Below are 24,239 nucleotides of genomic sequence, written 5' to 3'. Positions count from 1 at the left end.
TAACCGCAATAGTGATGACAAGTCTATATACCTTACTGTCACTCAGGCGTAAGCCGTTGTGACATTAGCGTCATTTCAGGAAATAGGGCAGTATTGTGGGATGGCGGCGTCGCCTATCCGACCTGAACAGCAGCAGGTCAGACAAGCGAAGCGCATCCTGGGGAGGGGATCAGAAACCAAGACTGTCGAGCAAATCATCCACCTGGTCCTGGCTGGCGACAACGCCTGCCTTCGAGGTGTCGACCTGCGGGCCATTCAGCAGGCTTTCATTTTCGCGTTTCGGACGCGCGCCCTGCTCGGGAATGTTTTCCAGCAAGACCATCAGCAGTTGACGCTCGATCTCCTGAATCACATCCATCATGCGCTTGATCACCTGACCGGTAAGATCCTGGAAATCCTGCGCCATCATGATGTCGAGCAGCTGCGCATTGGTAAAACTGGTATGCCCCGGCACATCGCCAAGGTATTTCCGCGTATCGGTGACCAGTTCACGGGCGTCAGAAAGTTCGATCGGGTTTTCAAACCACGCATCCCAACGCTGGGATAGCGCTTTCGCCCCTTTCTCCATTTCATCCTGGTGCGGCTGAGACGCTTCAACGCTGTTCAGCGCGCGTTCTGCCTCCTGCGCCGTCATCTGCACGACATAATCCAGACGATCGCGGCTGAGTCCGGAATCGCTTCTGCCGGCTTCGGCATAAGCCTGATCCAGCCCCAGTTCCCGCAGGCTGTCGCGCAACATTCGGGTCAGACTGCCGATGCGCGCGATGATATCCCCTGCCGAGTGATCATCCGCAGGTTTGATTGATGGTTGCATCATCGTCACACCCTCACATCCCCAGTTTCTCAAAGATTTTGTTGAGTTTCTCTTCCAGCGTCGCCGCGGTGAACGGTTTCACCACGTAACCGCTCGCCCCTGCCCTGAGCCGCAGCAATGATGTTCTCATTTCTTGGCTTCCGCCGTCCCCATCAATACCGGCAGCGAGGACATTCCGCCATCGGCACGGATTGTTTTCAGCAGCTCAAGACCGTCCATATTGGGCATATTCCAGTCGGAAATGACAAACCCAAACCCACCGGCCTGCAGTTTGTTCAACGCATCCACGCCATCCTCGGCCTCTTCGACGTTGTTAAAACCCAGCTCTTTTAGCAGGTTGCGCACAATGCGACGCATGGTGGAAAAGTCATCCACAACCAAAAACTTAAGCTCTTTATCCGCCATAAAAATTTGCTCCTGATTCAAATACGTATTGCCTGTCCGGCACTGATTTTTCGCCAGCATCTGCTGGCTTACCTGGCTGAGATCGACCACTTCGCTCACGCCACCCATGTGATTGGCCTCGCGCGGCATGCCGAACACCACACAACTTGCTTCATTTTGCGCAATGGTCCAGGCGCCTGCCTGGTGCATCGCTAGCATCCCCGCCGCGCCATCGTTGCCCATCCCCGTGAGGATCACCCCCACAGCGTTGCGCCCCGCATGAATCGCCACCGAATGAAACAACACATCCACTGAAGGTCGATGTCGGTTAACCGGCGGACCTTCATGAATTTTGATTTGATAGTTTGCTCCGCTACGCGCCAGCTCCAATGTGCTTGTCTCCCGGCGCAATATAGGCATGTCCGGGTAACACACGCTCGCCGTGTTCCGCTTCTTTCACGGCTATCTGACACAGTTTGTTCAGGCGTTCAGCAAAGGAACGGGTAAATCCAGGCGGCATATGCTGCGTGATAATCACCGCCGGACTGGAGAGCGGCAGCGGCTGAAGAACATGGCGTATCGCTTCGGTTCCCCCGGTTGATGCGCCAATGGCGATCAATTTTTCCGAACTGAGTAGCGGCACGGATTTCAGGGGGTGACAGGGCGCCGCCATCGGTTGATGTGCGGTCAGACGCGCACGCGACGCCGTCCGCACTTTTTCCGCAATCATTTCGCTGTAGGCCAGCATGCCTTCACGAATACCGAGCTGCGGTTTGGTCACAAAATCAATTGCCCCCAGCTCCAGCGCGCGCAGAGTCACTTCGGAGCCTTTTCCGGTCAGGGAAGAGACCATCACCACGGGCATTGGGCGCAGTCGCATCAATTTCTCAAGGAAATCGAGACCGTCCCATCCGCGGCATTTCGAACGTCCAGCGTCAACACGTCAGGGTTATATTTCTTGATTAAATCCCGGGCGACGAGCGGATCGGGCGCCGTCGCCACCATCTCCATATCGCTATGGCTGTTAATAATCTCAGTCATGATTTGGCGCATAAGCGCGGAATCATCAACCGACAACACCCTGATTTTACTCATGCTTTATCCTTACTTAGCGCATACACCGTCTGTCCGCGCAGGCTAAAATCGCGCACGAGGTGGCTAAAGTTTTCTGAGTGACCGGCAAACAGCAGTCCATCAGGTTTAAGGAGTGGAACAAAACGGCGCAAAATGTCCTGCTGCGTCGTTTTATCAAAATAGATCATCACGTTACGGCAAATATGGCGTCAAACGGTTCCCGGCACGTTTGTACTGTTTATCCAGTAAATTGACGCTGGAAAACTCGACGTAATTAGCCAGTTCCTGACGTACGCGCACCAGTCCTTCGTGGGGGCCCGTTCCCCGCATGAAGTAACGCTGCAACTGCTGTGGCGATAGCGTTTTGAGTTCATCGAGGCGATAAATCCCGCTTCTCGCCTTTTCCAGCACTTCGGTGTCGATATCACTGGCAAACACTTTCCAGCGTCCTGGCACTCGGTGCCAAGCGTGTCTGCCAGGGTGATGGCGATACTGTAAGGCTCCTCTCCGGTGGAGGGCCGCCGCGCTCCATACCGGTATTCGCCGTTACGCCGACGCGCATGTTCCGCCAACACGGGAAAATGATGACCTTCACGAAAGAAAGCGGTCAGATTGGTGGTCAGTGCGTTAATGAACGCCTGCCACTCGGCGCTGTTTTGGTTGGCCTCCAGCGTGCTGAGATAGCGACCAAAGTCGTCCAGTCCCAGCGTACGTAAGCGGCGGACCAGGCGGTTATAGACCATATCCCGCTTGTGGTCCGCCAGCACGATACCCGCGCGCTGGTAGATTAATTGACATATCCGACGAAAATGCGCGTCAGACAGCGCGAGGCGCTGTGTCATCTGTAACAATAATGACGTTTGCCCAGTGGGCAGAGATGATGTCATAGCGCCTTCTCAATCACATTCAGGATGCAACCGACACCGCTTATCACGGTGCCGGTGCTTATAGTGGTACGACGTGCACTTCAGGTTTAAACGACCATCAGAATGTTTCCCAATGGGTGTCCGGCTCCGTTGTCGGTGGACGGGATTGTGCGGCGTGAGGCGTATTGCCTGAGCGATGCGCATCACGCGGTTTTGTTGCAGGGGGGCGTGACGCCAGCCGGAATGCCGAGACGGCCATATTTAAACGACTGGCCTGCTCTTCGAGCGCCGCCGCGGCCGCCGCAGACTCCTGTACCAGCGAGGCGTTTTGCTGCGTGACGCGATCCATTTCAGACACCGCCAGCGCCACCTGATCGATACCGCGGCTCTGTTCGTCAGACGCGGAGGCAATTTCCCCCATGATGTCGGTGACGCGCGTGACGGCATTGACGATGTCGTTCATCGTTTCACCCGCACTTTCCACCAGCACGGAGCCGGTATCAACCCGCGACACGGAATCTTCAATCAGCGCTTTAATCTCTTTCGCCGCTTGTGCGCTTCGGCTGGCCAAATTGCGCACTTCGCCAGCGACCACCGCGAACCCACGCCCCTGCTCTCCGGCACGAGCTGCTTCCACGGCGGCGTTCAGCGCCAGGATGTTGGTCTGAAAGGCAATACCGTCAATAACGCTAATGATGTCGGCAATTTTCTTGGAGCTGTCGGCAATCTCGTGCATCGTTTTCACCACGCCGTCGACCACTTTTCCGCCGTGCTGCGCCGTATCAGAGGCGCTTTGCGCGAGCTGCGACGCCTGACGCGCGTTGTCGGCGTTCTGTTTCACCGTTGCGGTAAGCTGCTCCATGCTGGCGGCGGTCTCTTCGAGTGCCGACGCCTGTTGCTCGGTGCGTGAAGAGAGATCGGTGTTGCCGGTGGCGATTTCGCTGGTGCCGGAATAAATGGCGTCAGAGCCTTCGCGAACCTGGGTCACCGTATCAATTAACGAACGCTGCATGTGATCAACGCTGCCTGCCAGCTCGCCAATTTCATTACGCCCAGCGACGGTTAATGTCTTCGTCAAATTGCCGCCGGCAATTTCGCGAATGTGACCAATCACCTTTGCCAGTGGGTTCAGTAAGGTATGGCGAATGCCGTACCAGACAACCACCAGAATCAGCACCAGCACCACCGCAAGAATGGCAAGCTGCCATTGCGCAAAGTGATAATCACGGGCGCTTTCGTCAAACGCCTGGCGGTACAGTTTCTCGCTGACGCTGGCATATTTGCCCAGCGCCTCGCCCAGCGCGTTTTGCATCCCCTGAGTGGGTTGGGCAAAGTACGCGTCCATGTTGCCGCGCTCCAGGAACTGAATCAGTTCTGCCAGCGCTGCATGGTATTGCAGGAACTTCTCATCCACATTGCCGCTGGCCTCCGCCATTTCAGGCAAAGGCGTAATGTTTTTGAACGTGTTGTAATGCTCCGCCGCCTGCGCCAGAACGTTTTTGGCATTCTTCAGCAGATCGCTTTTTGCGCTGCTCTGCTGGTTGCTGGCATCCATCATCATGCGCGCGGCAGAGCGACTCAGGTTAATACGCGTCTGCAGCATCAGGTCCCATGTCGAGGTAAGTTCACTCTGCTGCTGGCGTAAATCGTTAGAAATAACAAAACTTTGCTGATTCTGCTGCAATGAAGAAAACAACAGACCACCGGAAACAAGCTGTAGCAGTGCGAAAACCCCCAGCACCATCATCAGCATTGTGACAACGCGGATACGGTTAAACATAAGGCACCTTCCTGAAAACGAGTTATCTCCGTTATCGGCACCCCGGGGCAGAACTTTACATTTGCGAAAAGGAAAAAAACGACTACCGCGATTCCGGCGTCGGCATACCGGAGTCATATTTATGATGCGTTGACATAAAAACACCATAAGTATCAAAAAATTAACATTTAGTTGCGGAATGAAAAATGATGTATCAGGCGGTCGCGTTCATTTTTATGCGATCAAGATCACATAATTGCGCCCAGCAGAACGCAACAAAATGGATAAAGACTAAAAAATAGTTGTATCCCCTCCTCGGCTTTACTCCAATTTAGGTAATGAATAATTCAGTGCCTCTAAATAAATAAAATACATGTATCACTGAAAACAAAATGTTAAATCGAGCTGGGAGCTTTTTAGTGGCAAACGCAAACAAACTCACGTTATTTATCGTGATCTTCATGCTGGCTGGCATTCTGTCGGGGGCGGCGATTCATTCATACACCACCCAGGAAACGATTGCCGCATGGTCTGACAACATTACTCTCCTCACCGATATCTTCCTCAGACTGATAAAAATGGTGATTGCGCCGCTGGTTTTCAGCACGCTGACCGTAGGGATTATGCGTCTGGGAGAAACCGCCACCATTGGCCGTGTGGGGGGGAAAGCCATGATCTGGTTTATCAGTTCGTCCGTCCTGTCCATTCTGGTGGGGCTTTTTATCGTGATGATTGAGCAACCGGGCGGCGGGTTAAATCTGGCGATCCCTGCGGAATCGGTGGATACCGGTCTTGCGGTTGGGCGGCATGAGCTTAAAAGGCTTTTTGTCTCATACTATTCCAACCAGTATTGCAGGGGCGATGGCGGATAATGAAATTTTGCAAATCGTCGTGTTCTCGCTGTTTTTCGGTATTGGCGGCGCGTCACTGGGTGAAAAATTCAACGCCCCGCTGGTTGCCGCGCTGGACGTGGTTTCACACATTATGCTGAAGGTCACGGGGTACGTCATGTACGTCGCGCCGCTGGCGATTTTTGCCGCTATTTCATCGGTTATCGCCAATGAGGGGCTGGGCATTTTACTTCACTACGCCTCCTTTATTGGCGGCTATTACGCCGCTATCCTGATGACCTGCCTGGTGTTGTTAGCGGTGGGATACCTGGTGCTGAAAAAAGAGGTGTTTCGCCTGCTCAGCATGCTGAAGGACCCTGTGCTGGTGGCGTTCACGACCAGTAGCTCGGAAGCGGCCTACCCGAAGACCCTCGAACAACTTACCAAATTCGGCTGTTCGCGCAACATCGTGTCGTTTGTGCTGCCGATTGGTTACTCCTTCAACCTGGTCGGCTCGATGGTGTACTGCTCGTTTGCCTCGATGTTTATCGCGCAAGCCTACAATATTCATCTCTCTTTCGCCGAGATTACCGTGCTGATGCTGACGCTGATGCTGGCATCGAAAGGGATCGCGGGCGTACCGCGTTCCGCGTTGGTGGTACTGGCGGCCACGATCCCGAGCTTTAATATTCCGGTTGCCGGGATCCTGCTGCTGATGGGTATCGACCACTTCCTCGATATGGGGCGTTCCGCCATTAACGTGTTAGGAAACGGCATCGCCACGGCCATGCTGGCGCAGGACGAAGGGTTACTGGAAGAAGAAGATGATGTCCGCGAAAGCGGGACAGAGCAGGTGGAGGCCTGATAGTCATACGCTCTGAGGAGTCATGCTTTTTTTTGGGAAATTTTTGACTCCGGAACAAGGTTCCGTTCACCTTATGTTCCTCGCTTCTCTGGCATTTCATGTCCCGTGAACGGGTTAAGGGTGCTATCGCCGCACCCTTAACAATCCCGGCTCCCGGCAGGAAAATTGCCGCTTCGCGGAATATTCGCCCCCATCCCTGGGGCTCACCCCTTCGGGGCCAGTTCAGGAACTGTTCAAAATTGCTCCCTGCAATTTTGTCCCTCCGTTTATTCCTCCAGGCTACTGGGTCGGGCGCGAGGTAACATCCCTGTAAAACGCGCCCTGAACCCCGCATCCCTGCGGGTTCCCCCCGACCTTACGGAAACACGTCGGCAATTTTCGGCCCGGACCCTTCCCCCACCTGACCATCTGAGTTTTTGGTTAAACAGCCAAACGGAAATCACTGAAAGCCAGAATTCGGAAGCGACACCACGGTCCGGCTGAAAATCGATGAGACGTTGACGGCTGACCGGGTCCGCCCGCACGGACGCGGGCGGAGGGGACGGCCTGCAAGGATGCAGGCTCGACCCCGACCCGACAGGCAGACGGAATAAGGCGAATATATCGCGAAGCGACGATTTTCCCGCCGGGAGCCAGGGTTGCGAGGGAGGCGGCGGCGAGCCTCCCTTGCACGTTCACAGGTAGGGTGATTGCAGAGAAGCAGTGGACATAAGGTGAACGTCACCCTTCACCAGAGTGACAGGTTCTCGATAATTCCTTAACTGAGCAGCATTACGCCACGTGAGAGGCCGCGATATCCAGCAACGCCATCTCATCGCTATTCAGCAATTTCTCGATATTCACCAAAATCAGCATACGGTCGTCACAGCGCCCCCAGGCCCGTCAGGTATTCCGTCGATAAGGTCACGGCAAACTCCGGGGCCGGGCGAATTTGATCCGCGGCCAACGACAATACATCAGACACGCCATCGACCACGATACCGACAACGCGTTGCCCCAGATTCAGGACAATCACCACCGTATTGTCGTTATAATCGACGTCGCCCTGGCTAAATTTCACACGCAGATCAACAATCGGCACAATGACGCCGCGCAGATTGGTCACCCCTTTGATGAACGATGGCGTGTTCGCGATGCGTGTCACCTGATCGTAGCCGCGAATTTCCTGCACTTTCAGAATGTCGATGCCGTACTCTTCGTCTCCCAGCGTAAATACCAGAAATTCCTGGCCTGACGGCTCGCCGGCCAGTTTGGTTACATTACTCATACCGGTCATATTTCTTTCCTTCCTCACTCAATCAGGCGGCGGTGATCGCCATACGTTGTTCGCGGTTTAAACCTTGCAGCGCAGAAACATCCACAATCAGCGCGACGCTGCCGTCACCCAGAATGGTTGCGGCCGAAATGCCCGGCACTTTGCGATAGTTGCTCTCCAGGTTTTTAACCACCACCTGGTGCTGGCCAATAAGCTGGTCGACCAGCAGCGCATAACGTCGTCCGGCGCTTTGCAGGATCACGACGATGCCCTGGGTCGCTTCTGTTTTCGCGCCGACCACATCGAACAGTTTCCACAGTTCCACCAGCGGCAAATATTCCCCGCGCACTTCCAGTACGCGTTCGCCGCCCGCCAACGGATGCAAATCTTCTTCGCGCGGCTGGAGCGACTCCATCACCGCATTCAGTGGCAAAATGAAAACTTCATTTGCCACGCGAACCGACATCCCGTCGAGGATGGCCAGCGTTAGCGGCAACAAAATGCGAATGGTGGTGCCGGAGCCCTGTTTTGACTGGATCTCAACGTGGCCGCCCATCTCCTGAATGTTACGTTTCACCACGTCCATGCCGACGCCACGGCCAGACACATCCGTTACCTGCTCCGCCGTCGAGAAGCCTGGGGCAAAAATCAACATGCCGACTTCGTCATCGGTCATGTTTTCGTGGATCGCCATTCCTTGCGACATCGCTTTTGCGAGGATGCGTTCACGGTTAAGCCCCGCCCCATCGTCGGTCACTTCAATGCAGATATTCCCGCCCTGATGTTCCGCAGAAAGGATCAGATTCCCGACCGCACTTTTGCCAGATTCGGCGCGTTTTTCCGGTAACTCAATACCGTGGTCGAGACTGTTGCGCACCAGGTGCGTCAGGGGATCGATAATGCGTTCAATCAGGCTCTTGTCCAGTTCCGTCGAGCTACCGATCAGCGTCAGCTCAACCTGCTTGTTCAGTTTGCCTGCCAGATCGCGCACACCAGGCGCGGGAAACGGCTGAAAACATACTCCATCGGCATCATACGAATCGACATGACCGACTCTTGCAGGTCGCGGGCGTTACGTTGTAACTGACCCATGCTGGTGATGAGATCGCCGTGATTCACCGGGTCAAGTTCGTTGGATCGTTGCGCCAGCATCGACTGGGTAATCACCAGTTCGCCCACCAGGTTGATCAGTTGATCCACCTTCTCAACCGCCACGCGAATGCTGGTCGATTCGCTTGCACGGGCCGGTTTTTCACGTTCCGCGCGCGCGGGCTGCGGTTCGCTGGCCGCACTCTTCACCGCAGAAACGACCGCTGGCGTCTGTGGCGACGCCACGACGGCCACAGGCGGCTCTTCGTGCGCGACAGTCACCTGCTCAAACGCAATCTGGTCTGCTTCAATCACAAAGCAGAGCACCGCGACAATGTCATCTTCCGCAATGCTGCCGTCCAGCGTCGCAGAAAGGCTATCGGCCCCTTTGACGACATCCGTTAATGTGGCCAGATTGCCCAGTTCTTCTTCCAGTAAATCGACTTCATTGGCTTTCAGACGAGAAAGCACAATACGCAATTGCGTCTCTTCGCCACTCTGCGGCGTCGCGGTCTCTTCCTGAATCGCCATACTGTCGACAACACTCAGTTTGGCGGCGCTCACGACGGCAGGCGCTGTTTCGCCTTTGGCTTCCAGCGCTAACTGACGTAACGCATTGCAGATGTATTCGAAGCTTGCGGTATCCGGCTGTTCAGAGCTTTTATAGGCGTCGAGCTGTTCCTGCATAATATCTTTCGTTTCCAAAAACAGGTTGATAATGTCGGTATTGAGCTGCATCTCACCGCGCCGGGCTTCATCCAGCAGGTTTTCCATTAAGTGGGTGGTTTCCTGCAAAACGGTAAAACCAAACGTGCCTGCGCCACCTTTTATCGAATGCGCCGCACGAAAAATCGCATTCAGCTGCTCTGAATCCGGGGCCTCAGGCACCAAATCAAGCAGGTGCTGCTCCATGTCAGCCAACAATTCGTCAGCTTCATCAAAAAATGTCTGATAAAAATCGCTAATATCCATGCTCACGCTATCACCTCGGATTGGCTGGTGGCGATGTGGGAACGCTTGCCGACGGCACTGCCGCTGGCTGTCGTAAGACACTTACTGGCTCATTCTGGCTTTCAGCGTTTTCATGCAAAATGGCCTCTTCTGCCTGTTTATTGAGAACTAACAGGCTGATACGGCGGTTGATGGCGTCATCGGGACCGCGATCGCTCAGACGCATCGTGGCAGCCATGCCGACCACCCGTAACACTTTTCCATCATCCAGACCGCCGCTGACCAACTCCCGACGCGAAGCATTGGCGCGATCAGCAGACAATTCCCAGTTGCTGTAGCCTTTCTCACCGTTGGCATAAGGGAAGTCATCGGTATGCCCGGAAAGACTGACGCGATTCGGAATACCGTTAAGCACGGGCGCGATGGCGCGCAGAATATCGCGCATATACGGCTCAACGTCGGCACTACCGGTTTTAAACATCGGGCGATTCTGGCTGTCGATAATCTGAATGCGCAGCCCTTCCTGAACCAGATCAATCTTCAAATGCGGGCGTAACGCGCGCAGTTTGGGGTCAGATTCAATCAGCTGATCGAGATCGCCGCGCAGCTTGCTCAGACGGCTTTGCTCCATGCGCTTTTTCAGCTCATCAATGTTCGGCTGCTTGTTGACTTCCCCCTGATGCTGGGTGTAGTCGTCGCCGCCGCCAGGAATGGCGCTTTGACTGTTCGATATGCGGTTGCCCCCCGTCACTGCCGTTGCCAGCGGGGTGCGAAAGTATTCGGCAATCTGGATCAACTCTTTCGGGCTGGAGATGGAAATCAGCCACATGACCAGAAAAAACGCCATCATTGCGGTCATAAAGTCGGCATAGGCAATTTTCCATGAGCCATGCGCCCCACCGCCGTGTCCTTTATGCTTTCGTCGTTTTACGACGATGATGGGATGGGCCTGATTCCTTCATGCTTCCTCGGGTCCGTCGTCTGCTGCTGGTTTCGGGTTTCTCACGCACGCACATGCTCTTCACAGCTCAATAAAGGAAGGACGTTCGCTGGAATAGAGCGTCTTGCGGCCAAATTCGACGGCTATCGGCGGCGCATAACCGTTCAGGTTCGAGAGCAGAGTGACCCTTCACGCACTGCATCATTTTGCTGGTTTCCGCACTTTTCTGGCGCAGGACACTGGCCAGCGGTGAAATAAAACCATAAGCCAGTAAGATCCCGAGGAATGTTCCCACCATGGCGTGCGCAATCAATGCGCCGAGTTCGGCGGCCGGACGGTCAGCCGAGGCCAGTGCATGCACCACCCCCATCACCGCCGCCACGATGCCAAACGCCGGTAACGAGTCGCCAACCAACGCCAGGCTGTTGGCCGGGACTTCTGATTCGCTTTCGTGCGTCTCAATTTCTTCATCCATCAACGCTTCAATTTCGAAGGTATTCATGTTGCCGCTGATGATCAGACGCAAATAATCGACAATAAAATCAAGCATCACCGCGTCGGCAAGAATGCGCGGATAGCTGGCGAAAATTTCACTTTCCCCTGGATTTTCAATGTCCCGCTCCAGCGAGAACATCCCCTGCTGGCCGCGACTTGGCCATCAGGCGATAGAGCAGCGCCAGCAAATCCATATACATTGCTTTCGTGTATTTGGAACGACGAAACAGTAACGGGATCGCTTTCATCGTCCCTTTGATGGCTTTGCCGTTATTACCGACAATAAACGCCCCTATACCCGCGCCACCGATGATGACCAGTTCAGCTGGTTGATAGAGTGCCCCAAGGTGTCCGCCGGTCATCACATAACCGCCGAAAACTGTACCGATAACCACCAGGTAACCTAATAAGATAAGCACGACATCATCCTTCCGCTGTTGACTATGGCAGGATGCGCAGTCGGGGCGTTAACACGTACGCGAGGCAAAAAAAAGCAGCGGTAATCACTTACCGCTGCTGGAGTGTTTGTCCACACCGTATCGGTTAAACAGCCTGTTCGACCTGTTCATCCAGCAGTTGTGGAATAATATCGGCAGCATCACGGGAAAGTTTACGTCTTTTTACGGCGCGGGAAGGAGGCTGGCATAAACTGCAGGCAAAGCTGCCCAGCGGCTGATGTGCGTGGGTAATAAAATTGCCGCCACAGCAGTTACAGCTCGACATTTCGAGCAAACCACTTTCAACAAAACGTACGAGTGTCCAGGCACGGGTTAGCGCGAGCAGCGGCCCTTCTTCCGGTTGCGGGCACTGTTCCAGGTAAAGTCGATACGCTTTGATCACCGCATCTACGCCGCTGCAGAGTCCTGTTTTGAGTAAGAACTGCCAGGCGTTACAGAACATGGAAGCATGAATGTTCTGCTCCCATGTCATAAACCAGTCGGTGGAAAACGGAAGCATCCCTTTTGGCGGAGGACTACCGCGTAATTCTTTGTACAGCCTGATGAGACGACCACGGCTTAACTGCGTTTCGCTTTCCAGCATTTGCAAACGGGCGCCCAGGGTGATCAATTCCATGGCCAACTGGATATCGCGCGCTTCCTGAACAATGCTTTTTTCGCTCATCATCAGGCCCTTTTCTTACGCGCCGCATCGTCAGCCAGATTCACGTCGTTGAGCAGACGCGTTGACAGCATGATGCCGGTATGAATTTGCTGAAGATCGTCGACACGCGAATCCTGCGTCAGACGCGTGATCGTCTGGCTGCTGTCAAAGCGGAAATGACACACTAACTGATTTGTTTCGGCCAACTTGACCATTTGCGGAAGCGTTAAAAGTCCCCCAGCGTGTTCGCCATCTCTTCACTGATGCCCAGGCGGAACATCGCGGATGCTTTGTCCTGTACGATCAGACGCTGTGCAAGAAGTAAATATGACAAATTGATGTCATAGATATGTTTCAGCAACTCGGATGTGTGCATTGTTCCCATCCAGAATAACCCATTTTATTTTTATGCGGTAAAACCGCACCCCGTGATGTTGCCGGGAATCCCCGGTAAAAAAATCAAAAAGGTCAAATACATAGCAGTGTTCAGGTACAAACGCGCACTGGAAAGCACTCCCTCCAGGGAACACTCGCCATTTACACGTTTTAATCAATTCTTACAAATACCTAAGATTTTTCCTAATTCGACGCAACTCTACTCGCCACCACCGACACATACAACGGAGCGGGGCTGCGAATTTGAAAAATATGTGATCTACGTCACAATATTGCTCAAATACTTAACATAAACCCATCAGTTAAGCTTTTATTTTGTGTGTTTAATAGCCAATTGAGCATTCTTTGTATTCCAGAGATCCGACCAGGCGCTCAAGAAATAGACACAAGCCATTTGTTTCAATAAGTGAATATCACTTTATGAAAATATAAAATTATTGGGTATAGTGCTTTTTGGGAAAAAACACTTAATTCCACTAAAACAATAACTTAAAAATTAAGACGCGTTAATTAATACCCCATAGTTACCATAGGTTATATGTTAATTTTTGTTACATTGCAATTAACATTTCATTTTCATACCCACAAAATTTAATTTAAATCGTACAATAATGTCTTCCTGGTGATTTTTGTCACGATTTCAACCATAAGAATATCTAATGAATAATTATGATAACCCTCACACAATTGCCCTATCTAAGCGTTGCAGTATTGGTTTAAACAGAGTAAAGCTGAACTACCACCTCATATTCTTGCAATTAAGGAGCGAGTTATGAGCTACACCCATATTCTTGTCGCCGTTGCCGTTACGCCAGAAAGCCGCCAACTTTTAGCCAAAGCCGTTTCCATTGCGCGCCCTGTCAATGCCCGCATTAGTCTGATTACTCTCGCCTCCGACCCTGAGATCTATAACCAGTTCGCTGCGCCGATGCTGGAGGATTTACGCGAGGTGATGCGTGAGGAGACACAGGACTTTCTTAATACACTCAGTCGTGACGCGGGTTATCCCATTGAGCAAACCTTTATTACTTATGGGGAGCTCAACGAACATATTCTGGATGTGTGCCGAAAACATGCGGTGGATTTGGTCATTTTACGGGAATCATAACCACAGTTCTCTTTTCGCGAGCTCCTGCTCTGCGAAAAGTGTGGTCAGCGCCAGCCAGGTAGATGTTTTGTTGGTTCCGCTGGCGAAAGAATAAGCGCCGCTGAGCGAATGTCAGGCCAGTTTGGGAAAGGTCGCGACGTTGTTCCTCTGCTGGCTTTCGGCGCTACGCGGCGCAACTTCCTTCAGGTCGTGAATAAAGCGTTCCTGCCAGTTATGGATATCATTTTTGATTATCACTGCCAGCATTTCCGCATGGCGCGAAATACGTTCGGCAAGCGGCATGGTTAATGCCCGATCCAGCGCGGCGGCGACCTCGTCCCGATCATACGGATTAACGATTAATGCCGATGTCAATTCGTTTGCGGCTCCGGCAAACTGTGAAAGCACCAGTACGCCGGGGTTGGCGGGGTCCTGTGCGGCGACATATTCCTTCGCCACCAGATTCATGCCATCCCGTAGTGGCGTCACCAGCCCCACATCAGAGTAACGAAATACTTTCATCAGCAGCTTGCGATCAAAATGCTGATTCAGATAGTAGAGCGGCGTCCAGCCCAGTTGACCGTATTTGCTGTTGATCCGCCCTGCTTCCGTCTCCAGCTGGTGGCGAATATCCTGATATGCCTGTACATCCCCGCGTGAAGTCGGCGCAATTTGCGTATAGCGAATGTTGCCGTGATGCTGGGGGTAATGCTCCAGCAGCGCCTCATAAGCCTGAAAACGCTCGGGCAACCCTTTGGAATAGTCCAGTCGCTCGACAGAAAAAATGTTCTGCACACTCTTCAATTCCGCCTTTAACTGCGCCAGTTTTGGCGGCAGCGCGCCTTTCGCCTGCTGAGCGATCTCCTCCGGCGCAATGCCAATCGGATACACTTCAGTACAAAATGCTTTTCCCCACGCCGTATGACGCCGACTGCGTGTGGTGACTCTGGTCTGACTCGCCAGACAGTCCAGGAAAGCCAGCCGGTCGTTTTCAGTCTGGAATCCGAGTAAATCGAAATCACACATCTGCTCCAGCAGCGAATCGTGGGGCGGCAAGGCGTTAAAAATTTCAGGCGTCGGGAACGGAATATGCAGAAAAAAGCCAATACGGTTATTCACGCCGCGCTGGCGCAATTCGCTGGCAAACGGCAACAAGTGATAGTCGTGGACCCAGATCATGTCGTCTTCGTGCAACAGAGGCAGCAGTTTGTCCGCCAGCAACGCATTGGACCCGCAGATATCCCTCCCAGGCATTGCGCTGAAACTGCACTAAATCCAGCCGGTAATGAAATGCTGGCCACAATACAGCGTTAGAAAACTGACAGTAATACTCTTCGTAATCCTGCTCGCTCAGATTAAAAGACGCCCAGGTTATATTCCCGCGCGTCACTTTTTTTAACGGCTTATCTTCGTCCCCCGTTTCTCCACTCCAGCCGAACCACAGCCCTCCCGTGGCTTTCAGAGCACCCAGTACACCAACTGCCAACCCACCAGCGCTACCTTTATTATCGGGGGGAGCAATTCGATTAGATACTACGACTAAACGACTCATAGCCATCTCTCCTGTCACTCGCTGATTTTTGTTTTTGTTGTGGATAATGGATCTGTTTTAGCCAACGCCAGACGTCAGGCACGTTGGCTAAACGCCAGGTGGCCAGCGTCTCCCCGCAGCCTACTTTTATCGACATGCCGCCCGCCCGATTCACCGCCGCAAAACCCGCTTCATCGGTAAGATCGTCACCGACAAACAGGGGAATACGGCCTGCAAAGGGTGCTTCCTGCATAAATGCGGCAATAGCTTCACCTTTGTCAGTCCCCCGGGGTTTAATCTCCAGCACACATTTACCCGGTTGCAACGCTAACTGCGGCCAGCGGGCGGTAATGCGTTTCGCCAGCATCAGTAACGTCGCTTCATGCTGCGGCGCCTGCCGGTAATGCAGAGCGAAAGCCATGTTTTTGCTTTCCAGTTCAGCGCCTGGCAGGTTTTCCAGCGCTGCCGATAACTGGCTGTAGACGTCACGTTTTAACGTCTGCGGAAGCGTCACTATATGGGTTTGACCATTGATATCACGGCGCTCGGCCCCGTGTACTCCGGCAAGCGGAAAACGAAAAGGGGTTGTCAGCGCGTCAAGTTCGACCATTGAGCGCCCTGAAATCAATGCCAGTGCCCCTCCATTCTGCATTGCAAGGCGGTGCAGCAACTGGAGAACGGCGTCCGGGATCTCCACCTGATCGGGATGCGGCTTTATCTCAGCCAGGGTTCCATCAAGGTCAAAAAACCAGGCATGGTTTGCAGATAATTCAGGGGATACGGTTAACAAGTCTGTCACCCTGCTCTCCTCCTTATCATGGTTTTTGGGGGGCGAAAAGCGCCCTCATTAGCATGTAAGTATAGACAGTGTGACAATGCTCGCCATTTTGAAAGACAATCGCCAGCCGTACCAGGGGCTGGCGATCAGGAGGAACTATACTAAAAGGTTGGCTGATAAAAACGTTACACGGTACGTTTCGCTTTTTGTTTGTAACGGTCGAAGATCACCGCGGCCAGCAGGATCAAACCACGAACTACGTACTGCGCGAAGGAGAAATATTCAGCAGGTTCATGGCGTTTTCCACTGTCCCCAGAATCAACACCCCGGCCACCACATAGGAGATTTTTCCGATTCCGCCCTTTGAGGGGATACGCCCCCAAGTACACAGGCAGAAATCACAATCAGCTCATAACCAATCGAGGTCATCGGCTGACCGCTGGTCATACGCGATGCCAGAATGATCCCAGCTGCGGCAGAAACCAACCCCGAGAGCACAAAGATGATGATTTTGGTGCGAACGACCGGAACCCCGGCCAGGCGCGCCGCTTCCTCATTCCCGCCAATCGCCAGCGTATTACGACCAAAGGTGGTTTTATTCAGCAGCAGACCAAAGATGACCAGGCAGGCGACCGTTAACCAAATCGGCGCAGGCAGCCCGAACCAGTTCGCATAGCCGAGGGTAAAGAACGCTCGGTCTTCATACCAGACCGCTTTCCCCGTCAGAGATGATATACGCCAGGCCCGCGCACAATCTGCATCGTGGCAAGCGGTGGGTGATCAGGGCGTTGATCTTTAAGCGGGCAATCACGAAACCGTTCACCAGACCACACAGCACGCCGAGCAGCAGTCCTGCCGCCACGCCGATCCACAGGCTTTCGGTCATGTTGATGACCACAGCGGTCGTCACCCCGGCGCAGGCAATGACGGAGGCGACAGAGAGGTCGAAATCGCCGGATGCCAGACAGAACAACATCCCGCAGGCCACCATGCCTGACATGGAGATAGCCAGCCCCAGCCCCTTCATATTAATAAAGGTGGCAAAGTTCGGCACAAAAATAGCGCAGGCCAGGAACAGTACCGCGAACACAACCAACATTCCGTACTGATCCCAAATGCGCCCAATATTAAACGGCGACTTAGGTGCGCCAGATCCCGATGTAGTTACAGAAGACATCATACTCTCCTTACTCAGGCGATTGCCTGGCTGACTTTTGGCATAGCAAGGCTCAGAGCCTGCCGTTCATCCGCCTGTTCGTGAATCAATTCACCGGCGATCTCCCCTTCCCTCATCACCACAATACGGTCGGCGACGCCCAGAACCTCCGGCAAATCACTGGAGGCAAACAGCACAGCAACGCCCCGCGCCGCCAGGGCGTAGATAACGTTATAGATTTCGTGTTTTGCGCCCACATCAATGCCGCGTGTTGGCTCATCAAGCAAAATGACTTTCATCTCTTCCGACAGCCAGCGCCCCAGGATTGCCTTCTGCTGATTCCCCCCGGAGAGGTTCATGATCAGTTGCTCCGCGCCCGGTGTTTTAATGTTAAGTGAGTGAATATGGTGGTCGGCGTTAGTCTCTTCCCAACGGTTATTGATAAGGCACCCGCCCCGGACGTGCTTACGACGCGCGCTGATGTTGATATTGTCGCGTACAGAATGCACCGGGATGATCCCCTCAGCTTTACGGTCTTCCGGGCAGAGCATCATGCCCGCCGCAATGGCATTGGCAGGCTTGCGGATATCAATTGGTTTTTCATCGATATACACCTGACCTCCGGTGATACGCGTGCCGCCGAACAACCCTTTCATCAGCTCACTGCGTCCGGCGCCAACCAGGCCAAACAGCCCGACAATTTCGCCGACTGGCTCACCGACAAACTGATCGGTGTTCTTACACCTGGCGCTTTCACCTCATGCAGACGCAGACGCTCTGCACCATAGGGCCTGGATTCCCAACCGTAAATATCGCCGTGAGATCGCGCCCTACCATCGCCTGCACTAACGCATCGTGGTTCACCTGCTGCATGTCGGCAAATGTTTTGACGTAGCGGCCATCTTTGAACACTGGTAATGGCGTCGCTCAGCGCGAAAATTTCTTCCATACGGTGCGAAACGTACAAAATGATGCGGCCTTCTTTACGCAGTTCACGAATGACGCGGAATAAGTTCTCAATCTCTCTGGCTGAGAGTGAACTGGTCGGTTCATCAAAGGCGATAATTTTGGCATTACGCGCCAGCGCTTTGGCGATCTCCACCATCTGCCACTGCCCGATCGAGAGATATTTCAGCGGGGTGTCAGGATCAATGTCCATACCCAGATGTTTTAGCTGCAACCCGGCCTCATAATTAAGCACAGCGATCGGTTTACAATTCCGCCTTTATGCGGCAACTGACCAAGATAGATATTCTCCGCGACGGTCATTTCCGGCACGAGATGTAATTCCTGATAAATAATAGCGACACCGGCGTTCAATGCGGCAGTGGTGTCAGCAAACGTGACCTCCTGCCCGAGAATCGCCAAAGAACCCGTGGTAGGCGCGTAATTACCGCTGAGAATTTTTAAGAGTGTTGATTTCCCGGCGCCATTCTCCACCATCAGCGCATGCACCTGACCGGCATAACAGTCAAAACTTGATATCCGTTAGCGCTTTGACGCCAGGAAAGGTTTTTCCCAATGCCGCGAAATGAGAGATACGGGGTAGACTGTTGCATAACGTCTCCGTGAATCTGGGTCGTTAGTCGTTAATCAAACCCTCTGCCGCCGCAGCGACAGAGCGTGTTTTCTACTGCCGATTACTTACCGCCTAACCCTTTTTTGGCCAGTTCTTCCTTGAAGTTGTCACGCGTGATCAACACCACGTCAGTCACTTCGGTGAATGTTGGCGGTTCCGCGCCTTTGGTCACCCAGTTGTAGAGCATTTCGCTGGATTTATAACCATGTACGTCCGGGTCTGGCAGCAACGAACCGTAGAAACCGGTCGCTTGCGCCTTCGACAGTTCACTGACTGCGTCCACGCCGTTGATACCGATACCGATCACATCGGCGGCCTTAAAGCCCTGGCCTTCCGTTGCGCGCACGCCGCCCAGTACGGTGTTGTCGTTCATACCGACAATCAGCCAGTGTTTCACTTCCGGATGCTGAACCAGCATGGAGTTCGCGGCATCAAATGCACCGGGGATGTCATTGGATTTCGTCGGCACCTGGTAGATCTGTTTTTCCGGGAAGCCAACGGCTTTCAGCGCGTCCATTTGAGCCCACCGGTACGACGGGCGCGCGGTATCCAGTCTCATTCGCCGTGATCGCCCATTACCGCGGTCTCTTTCACATCCCAGCCGCGTTTTTGCATCTCTTTGTACAGCTCTTCCCCCTGACGTTCGCCAATTTTGGTCGCCGCCATCATGACCAGAGGAACGGTATCCATCGGCTTGCCTTTGGCGTTAACAAACTGGTCATCCACCGCGATGACTTTCATGTCGTAACCGCGCGCCTTGGCGACGATGGCCGAGCCGAGTTTCGGATCCGGTGTACAAATGACAAACCCTTTCGCACCGCTGGCGGCCAGGCTGTCGATGGCATTCAGGGTCTTCTCGCCATCAGGGACGGCAATTTTGATCACTTCAAAGGCCCAAATCTTTTCCGGCTTTATCAGCAAATTTCCACTCCGTCTGGAACCAGGGTTCTTCTGGCTGTTTCACCAGAAAACCGAGCTTCATGGTTTCTGCGATAGCGGATTGTGACATAACGGCAGCCAGGCCAATGGCCGCCAGCGCTTTAGTGAATTTGTGCATGGTTAACTCCAGCTTTAGCGTTCTTTTATGTAGGGTAAAAACGAACGAGTTTTTGTAATTCAGACGAAAAACAAGGCATTACCATTTATATCGACGATTAATGCCAGTGCTGGAATAAGTTTTAGCGGGAAATTGATTCTCCATAGGAGAGCGGCATCACATCACAGAATTACAGTAATTGCGTGCATAAATTCAGGCGGAAATGACATAAGAAAATGGGAATTTGTCAGACAAATAAAAAGAGATGTAGCAGATTAGTCCATAAGGTCAGCCAGCGAATCCTTGTTCCCGAATACGGGTGTATTCGGGAACGTTTTATCTACCCTCGATAGTAAATATGGTCCGCATGATCGCGAACCGCAACGTCGTCGCCAAGCAAACGGGTGCTGAGCGTCAATGCAAAATCAAATATGTGGCCTAACCCTTTACCGCTGATCAGATTGCCATCTTCAACAACCGGCGCATCCACGTATTCGCCATCGGTTACATTCTCCCACAACTCACCGGAACAGACGTAGCGACGTCCCTTCAGCAAGCCATTCCCCCCGAGAACACGGGCCGCCGCAGAGCAGACCGGGCAAACAAATTTGCCTGCCGCGTCATGACGGGAAACAAAATCGATCACTTCAGCACTGGCGGCCAGATTCACGCTGCCCAGGGGGCCGCCAGGCAACACCACTGCGTCAAAAAGCGTGTCCAGTCGTTCCGTCAGCGTACTGTCCGCCACCACAGGAATGTTGTGGTAACTCACCACGGCGCGAGACTCCGCACAGGCTAATGTTTCAACTTCGATATGCAGTCGAACGCAAAATATCGATGGTAACAATGGCCTCTGCCTCTTCAAATCCAGGGGCCAACAGAACAGCTACCTTTTTCATTCACTACTCCTCTCTTGTATCCGTGTATCCGTGCAGTTCAAACAGTCGATGACGAAAGGGTCATTGGCTTTACGTTTTCACGTTTCTAAAAATGGTCTGGCGCAAACTTCAGCCCTGGTGTGAGAGCAGCCAGTACAGCTTCATCTAACAATTCCCGAAACAGCCATAATGGATAATTATCATTGAACCAATAGTACCCTCTGGAACTATTCCATTTTGTGACATGAAATAACGTTTCAAAAAATAACATCCACTTTAACCAGTGTAAAATCATGGCGTTGCGTCGATGATGCATAATTTCTAAAATTTCTGCTTCACAACCAATTTTTAAGAAAAATATGTAAAAAACTTTAAACATTTCACTATAAGGATTTTCTTATATCCATGCAGGCGGTATGCTTATTTCGATCATCAACGGAATTGACTGCGTGATCACATAAAGGACCGGCAGAACGGATTTATTCTGCTAACAGTTTCACTTGTGCGTAGATGTTAAGTTTGGCAGCGGCCTTTTGCGCTGATGCTGGTTACGCACATTCCCTTTTCTGGAAATAAGGATATTGACATGGCTGCAGCTGGAATGGTTCACAAACTCAACGCTCAGATGAATCTTGAGTTTAACGCATCCAATCTTTACCTTCGCCTCAGCGAGTGGTGTGCGGAAAACAGTTTGACGGGCACTGCGATGTTTCTGCGCACCCAGGCGCAAAGTAACATCACCCAAATGATGCGCATGTTTAATTTTATGAAGAGCGCAGGCGCTAACCCCATCGTTAAAGCGATTGATATTCCCGGCAATGAGTTAACGTCACTTGAAGAGTTATTTCAGAAAACACTCGACGATTATCAGCAACGTTCCAGCACCTTGTCGAGTTTAACCCGCGAAGCAAAAGCGTTGAATGACGCCCTCACGCTTGATTTTCTCCACGACCTGAAAAAAGAACAGCAGCCATGATGGCGTGTTATTGCAAACGATCCTCGATGAGGTTCGAAGCGCCCGACGTGCGGGTTTGTGCATGGCGCAAACAGACAAGCACTTACTCAATGTCGTCAACCACCAGCACCATTAATGGCGGTATAGCGTCGGAATAACGTCATAATCTCCCGTCTGGCCTGTAAGAACCTCTACCGCAGGCCGGGCAACCGTAGGCATCACACCGACTCCCCCAATGATTCAGAAACGATTACGCCCCCTGATTCAGGAGGCGTAATAAACATTCTTCAGCAATCTAACACATTGATTTATTTAGTGTGCTTCGCCCTGCGGCGTGAATTTCAGCTCCGACTCAAGGCGATAGCTTTCTGGATAGCGCGCCTCGTCACGGGATCGGCTGCGGCAGGATGGCTTGAAAAATCCGATGTTTTTCAGTTGGGTGGCCTCATTTTCTCGCGAACTTCGACGGGGGCGATCACGTCGAGAACGTCCAGAATTTGTTTGAGAACCAGTTGGCAGGCAACAACGTCAGAGACCAGTTCCTGATCGGCGTTCAGTGTTTGGGACATAGTGAGCTCCTTATAGAAGGTCCGCCATAGTACCTATTCAGGAGCAGAAACGATAGCAGCGTAAACGCAGCAGAAATACAGGTATAAAAAAACCTGCCGTAGCAGGTTTTTTTATCAGAACATACCGCCTGGCGGTACATCTTTGAATGTTTTGCAATAATTTTCGAACATGCTTTTCAGAATTTTGCGCAGTTTCATAGCATTGCTCCGTTTGATTGTTGTTCAGGTTTATTGTCTACGAGCAATATAATATGACATCCGTCACAAAAATCAATATTTATGTGACGTAGATCACACATGAAAATGTGTAAATCCTTTCGATTTTTATGTTTTTAGTCTAGAAATCAGAAGGTTATTTCATTGCAGGTTTTGGTAAATTTTTATAATTTTTTTTGATAACAACCGATGATTGGCGACAGGGGCTGGGATCTCGCAGGATGCTTGTTACGCAGACGTTAGCCCGCAATAGAGGAAGTACGGAATCGAACAAAAACACATTACTGTCGCCCGGTCGCTCAACGCTGGCCGGGCCGACATGTAGCATCTTGCAGACCGGATAAACGCGTTGCGCTATCCGATCCCTATGCCATCACACTATCTTACGCCAGGATTTCACGCACGAACGCTTCGATTGCCTTTGTCCTGGCCGTTTTCGAAAAGACACTGCTGGAAACGCGGACCCGACACAGCGGTTTTCACCAGCTCAGGATCGATAGCACGCAAGGTATCCAGATAGTTCTCTTTTACCACGGCCGCTTTCACCTGGTTCAGAATGCCTGCGTTGCGAACCTGCGGCTCTTTACGCTCCGGCGGGTAGCCTTCCCCTTTACGGCCCGTGAACGCTTTTTCAAAGATGAAACGCACATTCAGCTCGGCACCCCAGCCAAAACCTTTCGCGAAAGGCAGAGAAAGCGCATTGCCGTTGTTGATCTGGGCAAACAGAAACGCATCAGCCGGATCGATACAGTATCCGCAAATAACGCCCGGATGGATGTTCAGGGACATCAGCGCCCCCTGACCCGTGCCGCAACCGGTCACGACAAAATCAACCGCTTTAGCATTGAGCAGAATACTGGCCATAATGCCAAGATGAATATAAGTCAGATGATGGTCATTCTCATCGCTCATGCCCACGTTAAAGACGGGAAATCCCTTCTCATCCGCGACGGCCTTGAGTTCGTTATGAATGATGGCATTTTTGCTTGCCTGGCTGTTTTCCATCATCAGTGCAATTTTCATACTGTGTCTCCCGGATGCGTCGCGATAAACCCCGACGTGAGTCTTTGAAATTGACGCCACATTACTACGCAATGAACGTATTTTCAAATTTAATGAAAGGTGGTTTTAAAAGACAAAAACAGGCTCACGCTTTTCCTGCCTGTGGGGCATTTTTTGTTCATTCCCCCGCTCGTTGCCATTAAACACGGGTGATCCTCAGGCTATTCAAGCCATTGGACGGAGGGGGTATCAGATAGGATAGCGTATCACCGAACTTTCAGAGCGATATCATGAAGAGCCTTTTTCTTGCCCTCTCGCTGTTAATGCTGGCGGGATGCACCATCACCCGACAAGCAAACGTCAGCGAAGTCAACGCCACCAGTGGGATTGTTCGCCTCACCTGGAATCAGGCGATGCTGCAAACGGCACGCACTGACGACTATGTCGCGAAAGGGACCGCCACGCGTGAATGCCAGCAAATGGGCTACGCTAACGCCGTCGGATTCGGCCAGCCAGTCTCCACCTGCAGTGTTTATGCGGGCTCTCTGTGCCTGAATACGAAAATAACCTTATCGTATCAGTGCCAGGGCATGGCGATCCCCTCTACAACCGCCAACCTATTATTGAACATCC

General features: G+C 52.4%; 6 protein-coding genes and 18 pseudogenes. 4 read left to right on the top strand and 20 right to left on the bottom strand.

Annotated features, from left to right (window positions below; genetic code table 11):
• Positions 1–169: 169 nt before the first annotated feature.
• From cheZ to tar, 5 genes and pseudogenes are all read right to left on the bottom strand, one after another.
• Positions 170–817, bottom strand: a complete 648-nt coding sequence (cheZ, locus tag P2W74_RS09860; protein ID WP_276294817.1) for a protein phosphatase CheZ — start codon at positions 815–817, stop codon at positions 170–172.
• A gap of 10 nt (positions 818–827) precedes the next feature.
• Positions 828–1,219: pseudogene (cheY, locus tag P2W74_RS09855) on the bottom strand (chemotaxis response regulator CheY).
• 17 nt (positions 1,220–1,236) lie between these two features.
• Positions 1,237–2,293 (bottom strand): annotated as a pseudogene (locus P2W74_RS09850) (protein-glutamate methylesterase/protein-glutamine glutaminase).
• Positions 2,290–3,159: pseudogene (gene cheR / locus P2W74_RS09845) on the bottom strand (protein-glutamate O-methyltransferase CheR). Before cheR ends, P2W74_RS09850 begins: the two co-directional pseudogenes overlap by 4 nt.
• Before the next feature lie 97 nt (positions 3,160–3,256).
• Positions 3,257–4,918 (bottom strand): methyl-accepting chemotaxis protein II, encoded by a 1,662-nt coding sequence (gene tar, locus P2W74_RS09840; protein ID WP_276294816.1) that lies wholly within the window; start codon positions 4,916–4,918, stop codon positions 3,257–3,259.
• Between the two features lie 398 nt (positions 4,919–5,316).
• Between tar and P2W74_RS09835 the strand changes: the two are divergent.
• A pseudogene (locus P2W74_RS09835) lies at positions 5,317–6,592 on the top strand (dicarboxylate/amino acid:cation symporter).
• 771 nt (positions 6,593–7,363) lie between these two features.
• Here P2W74_RS09835 and cheW read toward each other — a convergent pair.
• From cheW to flhD, 6 genes and pseudogenes are all read right to left on the bottom strand, one after another.
• Positions 7,364–7,868, bottom strand: a pseudogene (gene cheW / locus P2W74_RS09830) (chemotaxis protein CheW).
• A gap of 22 nt (positions 7,869–7,890) precedes the next feature.
• Positions 7,891–9,914, bottom strand: a pseudogene (cheA, locus tag P2W74_RS09825) (chemotaxis protein CheA).
• A 4-nt stretch (positions 9,915–9,918) separates the two neighbouring features.
• Complete coding sequence (motB, locus tag P2W74_RS09820) at positions 9,919–10,827, bottom strand: flagellar motor protein MotB (protein WP_276295162.1); 909 nt, start codon at positions 10,825–10,827, stop codon at positions 9,919–9,921.
• A 62-nt stretch (positions 10,828–10,889) separates the two neighbouring features.
• Positions 10,890–11,741, bottom strand: a pseudogene (motA, locus tag P2W74_RS09815) (flagellar motor stator protein MotA).
• Between the two features lie 124 nt (positions 11,742–11,865).
• Entirely contained in the window at positions 11,866–12,444 is a 579-nt protein-coding gene (gene flhC / locus P2W74_RS09810) for a flagellar transcriptional regulator FlhC (protein ID WP_276295161.1), read from the bottom strand.
• A 2-nt stretch (positions 12,445–12,446) separates the two neighbouring features.
• Positions 12,447–12,799 (bottom strand): annotated as a pseudogene (gene flhD / locus P2W74_RS09805) (flagellar transcriptional regulator FlhD).
• 792 nt (positions 12,800–13,591) lie between these two features.
• Between flhD and uspC the strand changes: the two are divergent.
• Positions 13,592–14,021 (top strand): annotated as a pseudogene (uspC, locus tag P2W74_RS09800) (universal stress protein UspC).
• 17 nt (positions 14,022–14,038) lie between these two features.
• On the opposite strand, the pseudogene otsA reads toward uspC, so the two are convergent.
• The 6 genes and pseudogenes from otsA to P2W74_RS09770 all read right to left on the bottom strand — a co-directional run bounded on the left by otsA (position 14,039) and on the right by P2W74_RS09770 (position 20,885).
• Positions 14,039–15,458 (bottom strand): annotated as a pseudogene (gene otsA, locus P2W74_RS09795) (alpha,alpha-trehalose-phosphate synthase).
• The gene (gene otsB / locus P2W74_RS09790) at positions 15,433–16,236 is read right to left on the bottom strand and encodes a trehalose-phosphatase (RefSeq protein ID WP_276294815.1); all 804 of its coding nucleotides are present in this window, start codon (positions 16,234–16,236) and stop codon (positions 15,433–15,435) included. The pseudogene otsA and the gene otsB overlap by 26 nt, the downstream one beginning before the upstream one ends.
• Positions 16,237–16,400: 164 nt before the next feature.
• Positions 16,401–17,392 (bottom strand): annotated as a pseudogene (gene araH, locus P2W74_RS09785) (L-arabinose ABC transporter permease AraH).
• A gap of 14 nt (positions 17,393–17,406) precedes the next feature.
• Positions 17,407–18,930, bottom strand: a pseudogene (gene araG, locus P2W74_RS09780) (L-arabinose ABC transporter ATP-binding protein AraG).
• Positions 18,931–19,011: 81 nt separating this feature from the next.
• Positions 19,012–20,007 (bottom strand): annotated as a pseudogene (locus P2W74_RS09775) (arabinose ABC transporter substrate-binding protein).
• Between the two features lie 319 nt (positions 20,008–20,326).
• Positions 20,327–20,885, bottom strand: a pseudogene (locus P2W74_RS09770) (DJ-1/PfpI family protein).
• A gap of 565 nt (positions 20,886–21,450) precedes the next feature.
• On the opposite strand from P2W74_RS09770, the pseudogene P2W74_RS09765 reads away from it, so the two are divergent.
• Positions 21,451–21,955 (top strand): annotated as a pseudogene (locus P2W74_RS09765) (non-heme ferritin-like protein).
• 205 nt (positions 21,956–22,160) lie between these two features.
• Here P2W74_RS09765 and P2W74_RS09760 read toward each other — a convergent pair.
• The 3 genes and pseudogenes from P2W74_RS09760 to P2W74_RS09750 form a co-directional block, all read right to left on the bottom strand.
• A pseudogene (locus P2W74_RS09760) lies at positions 22,161–22,388 on the bottom strand (DUF2766 family protein).
• Positions 22,389–22,502: 114 nt separating this feature from the next.
• Entirely contained in the window at positions 22,503–22,586 is an 84-nt protein-coding gene (gene azuC, locus P2W74_RS09755; protein WP_004136622.1) for a stress response protein AzuC, read from the bottom strand.
• Positions 22,587–22,987: 401 nt separating this feature from the next.
• Positions 22,988–23,627 (bottom strand): annotated as a pseudogene (locus P2W74_RS09750) (RpiB/LacA/LacB family sugar-phosphate isomerase).
• 269 nt (positions 23,628–23,896) lie between these two features.
• Here P2W74_RS09750 and P2W74_RS09745 point away from each other — a divergent pair.
• Positions 23,897–24,208, top strand: a pseudogene (locus P2W74_RS09745) (YecR-like family lipoprotein); the annotation flags it as partial.
• Positions 24,209–24,239 lie beyond the last annotated feature (31 nt).

Origin of the sequence: Citrobacter enshiensis (genome assembly GCF_029338175.1) — a bacterium.
In the GTDB taxonomy this organism is placed as follows: domain Bacteria; phylum Pseudomonadota; class Gammaproteobacteria; order Enterobacterales; family Enterobacteriaceae; genus Citrobacter_D; species Citrobacter_D enshiensis.
Note: the sequence above shows the minus strand (reverse complement) of the source record. Positions and strands in the feature narration are given on the sequence as shown.

What these genes read in the sequence shown, in the direction of transcription:
- azuC (WP_004136622.1), bottom strand. Translation starts at nt 22,586, where the DNA reads ATGAAACTGCGCAAAATTCTGAAAAGCATGTTCGAAAATTATTGCAAA.
- tar (WP_276294816.1), bottom strand. Translation starts at nt 4,918, where the DNA reads ATGTTTAACCGTATCCGCGTTGTCACAATGCTGATGATGGTGCTGGGG.
- flhC (WP_276295161.1), bottom strand. Translation starts at nt 12,444, where the DNA reads ATGAGCGAAAAAAGCATTGTTCAGGAAGCGCGCGATATCCAGTTGGCC.
- cheZ (WP_276294817.1), bottom strand. Translation starts at nt 817, where the DNA reads ATGATGCAACCATCAATCAAACCTGCGGATGATCACTCGGCAGGGGAT.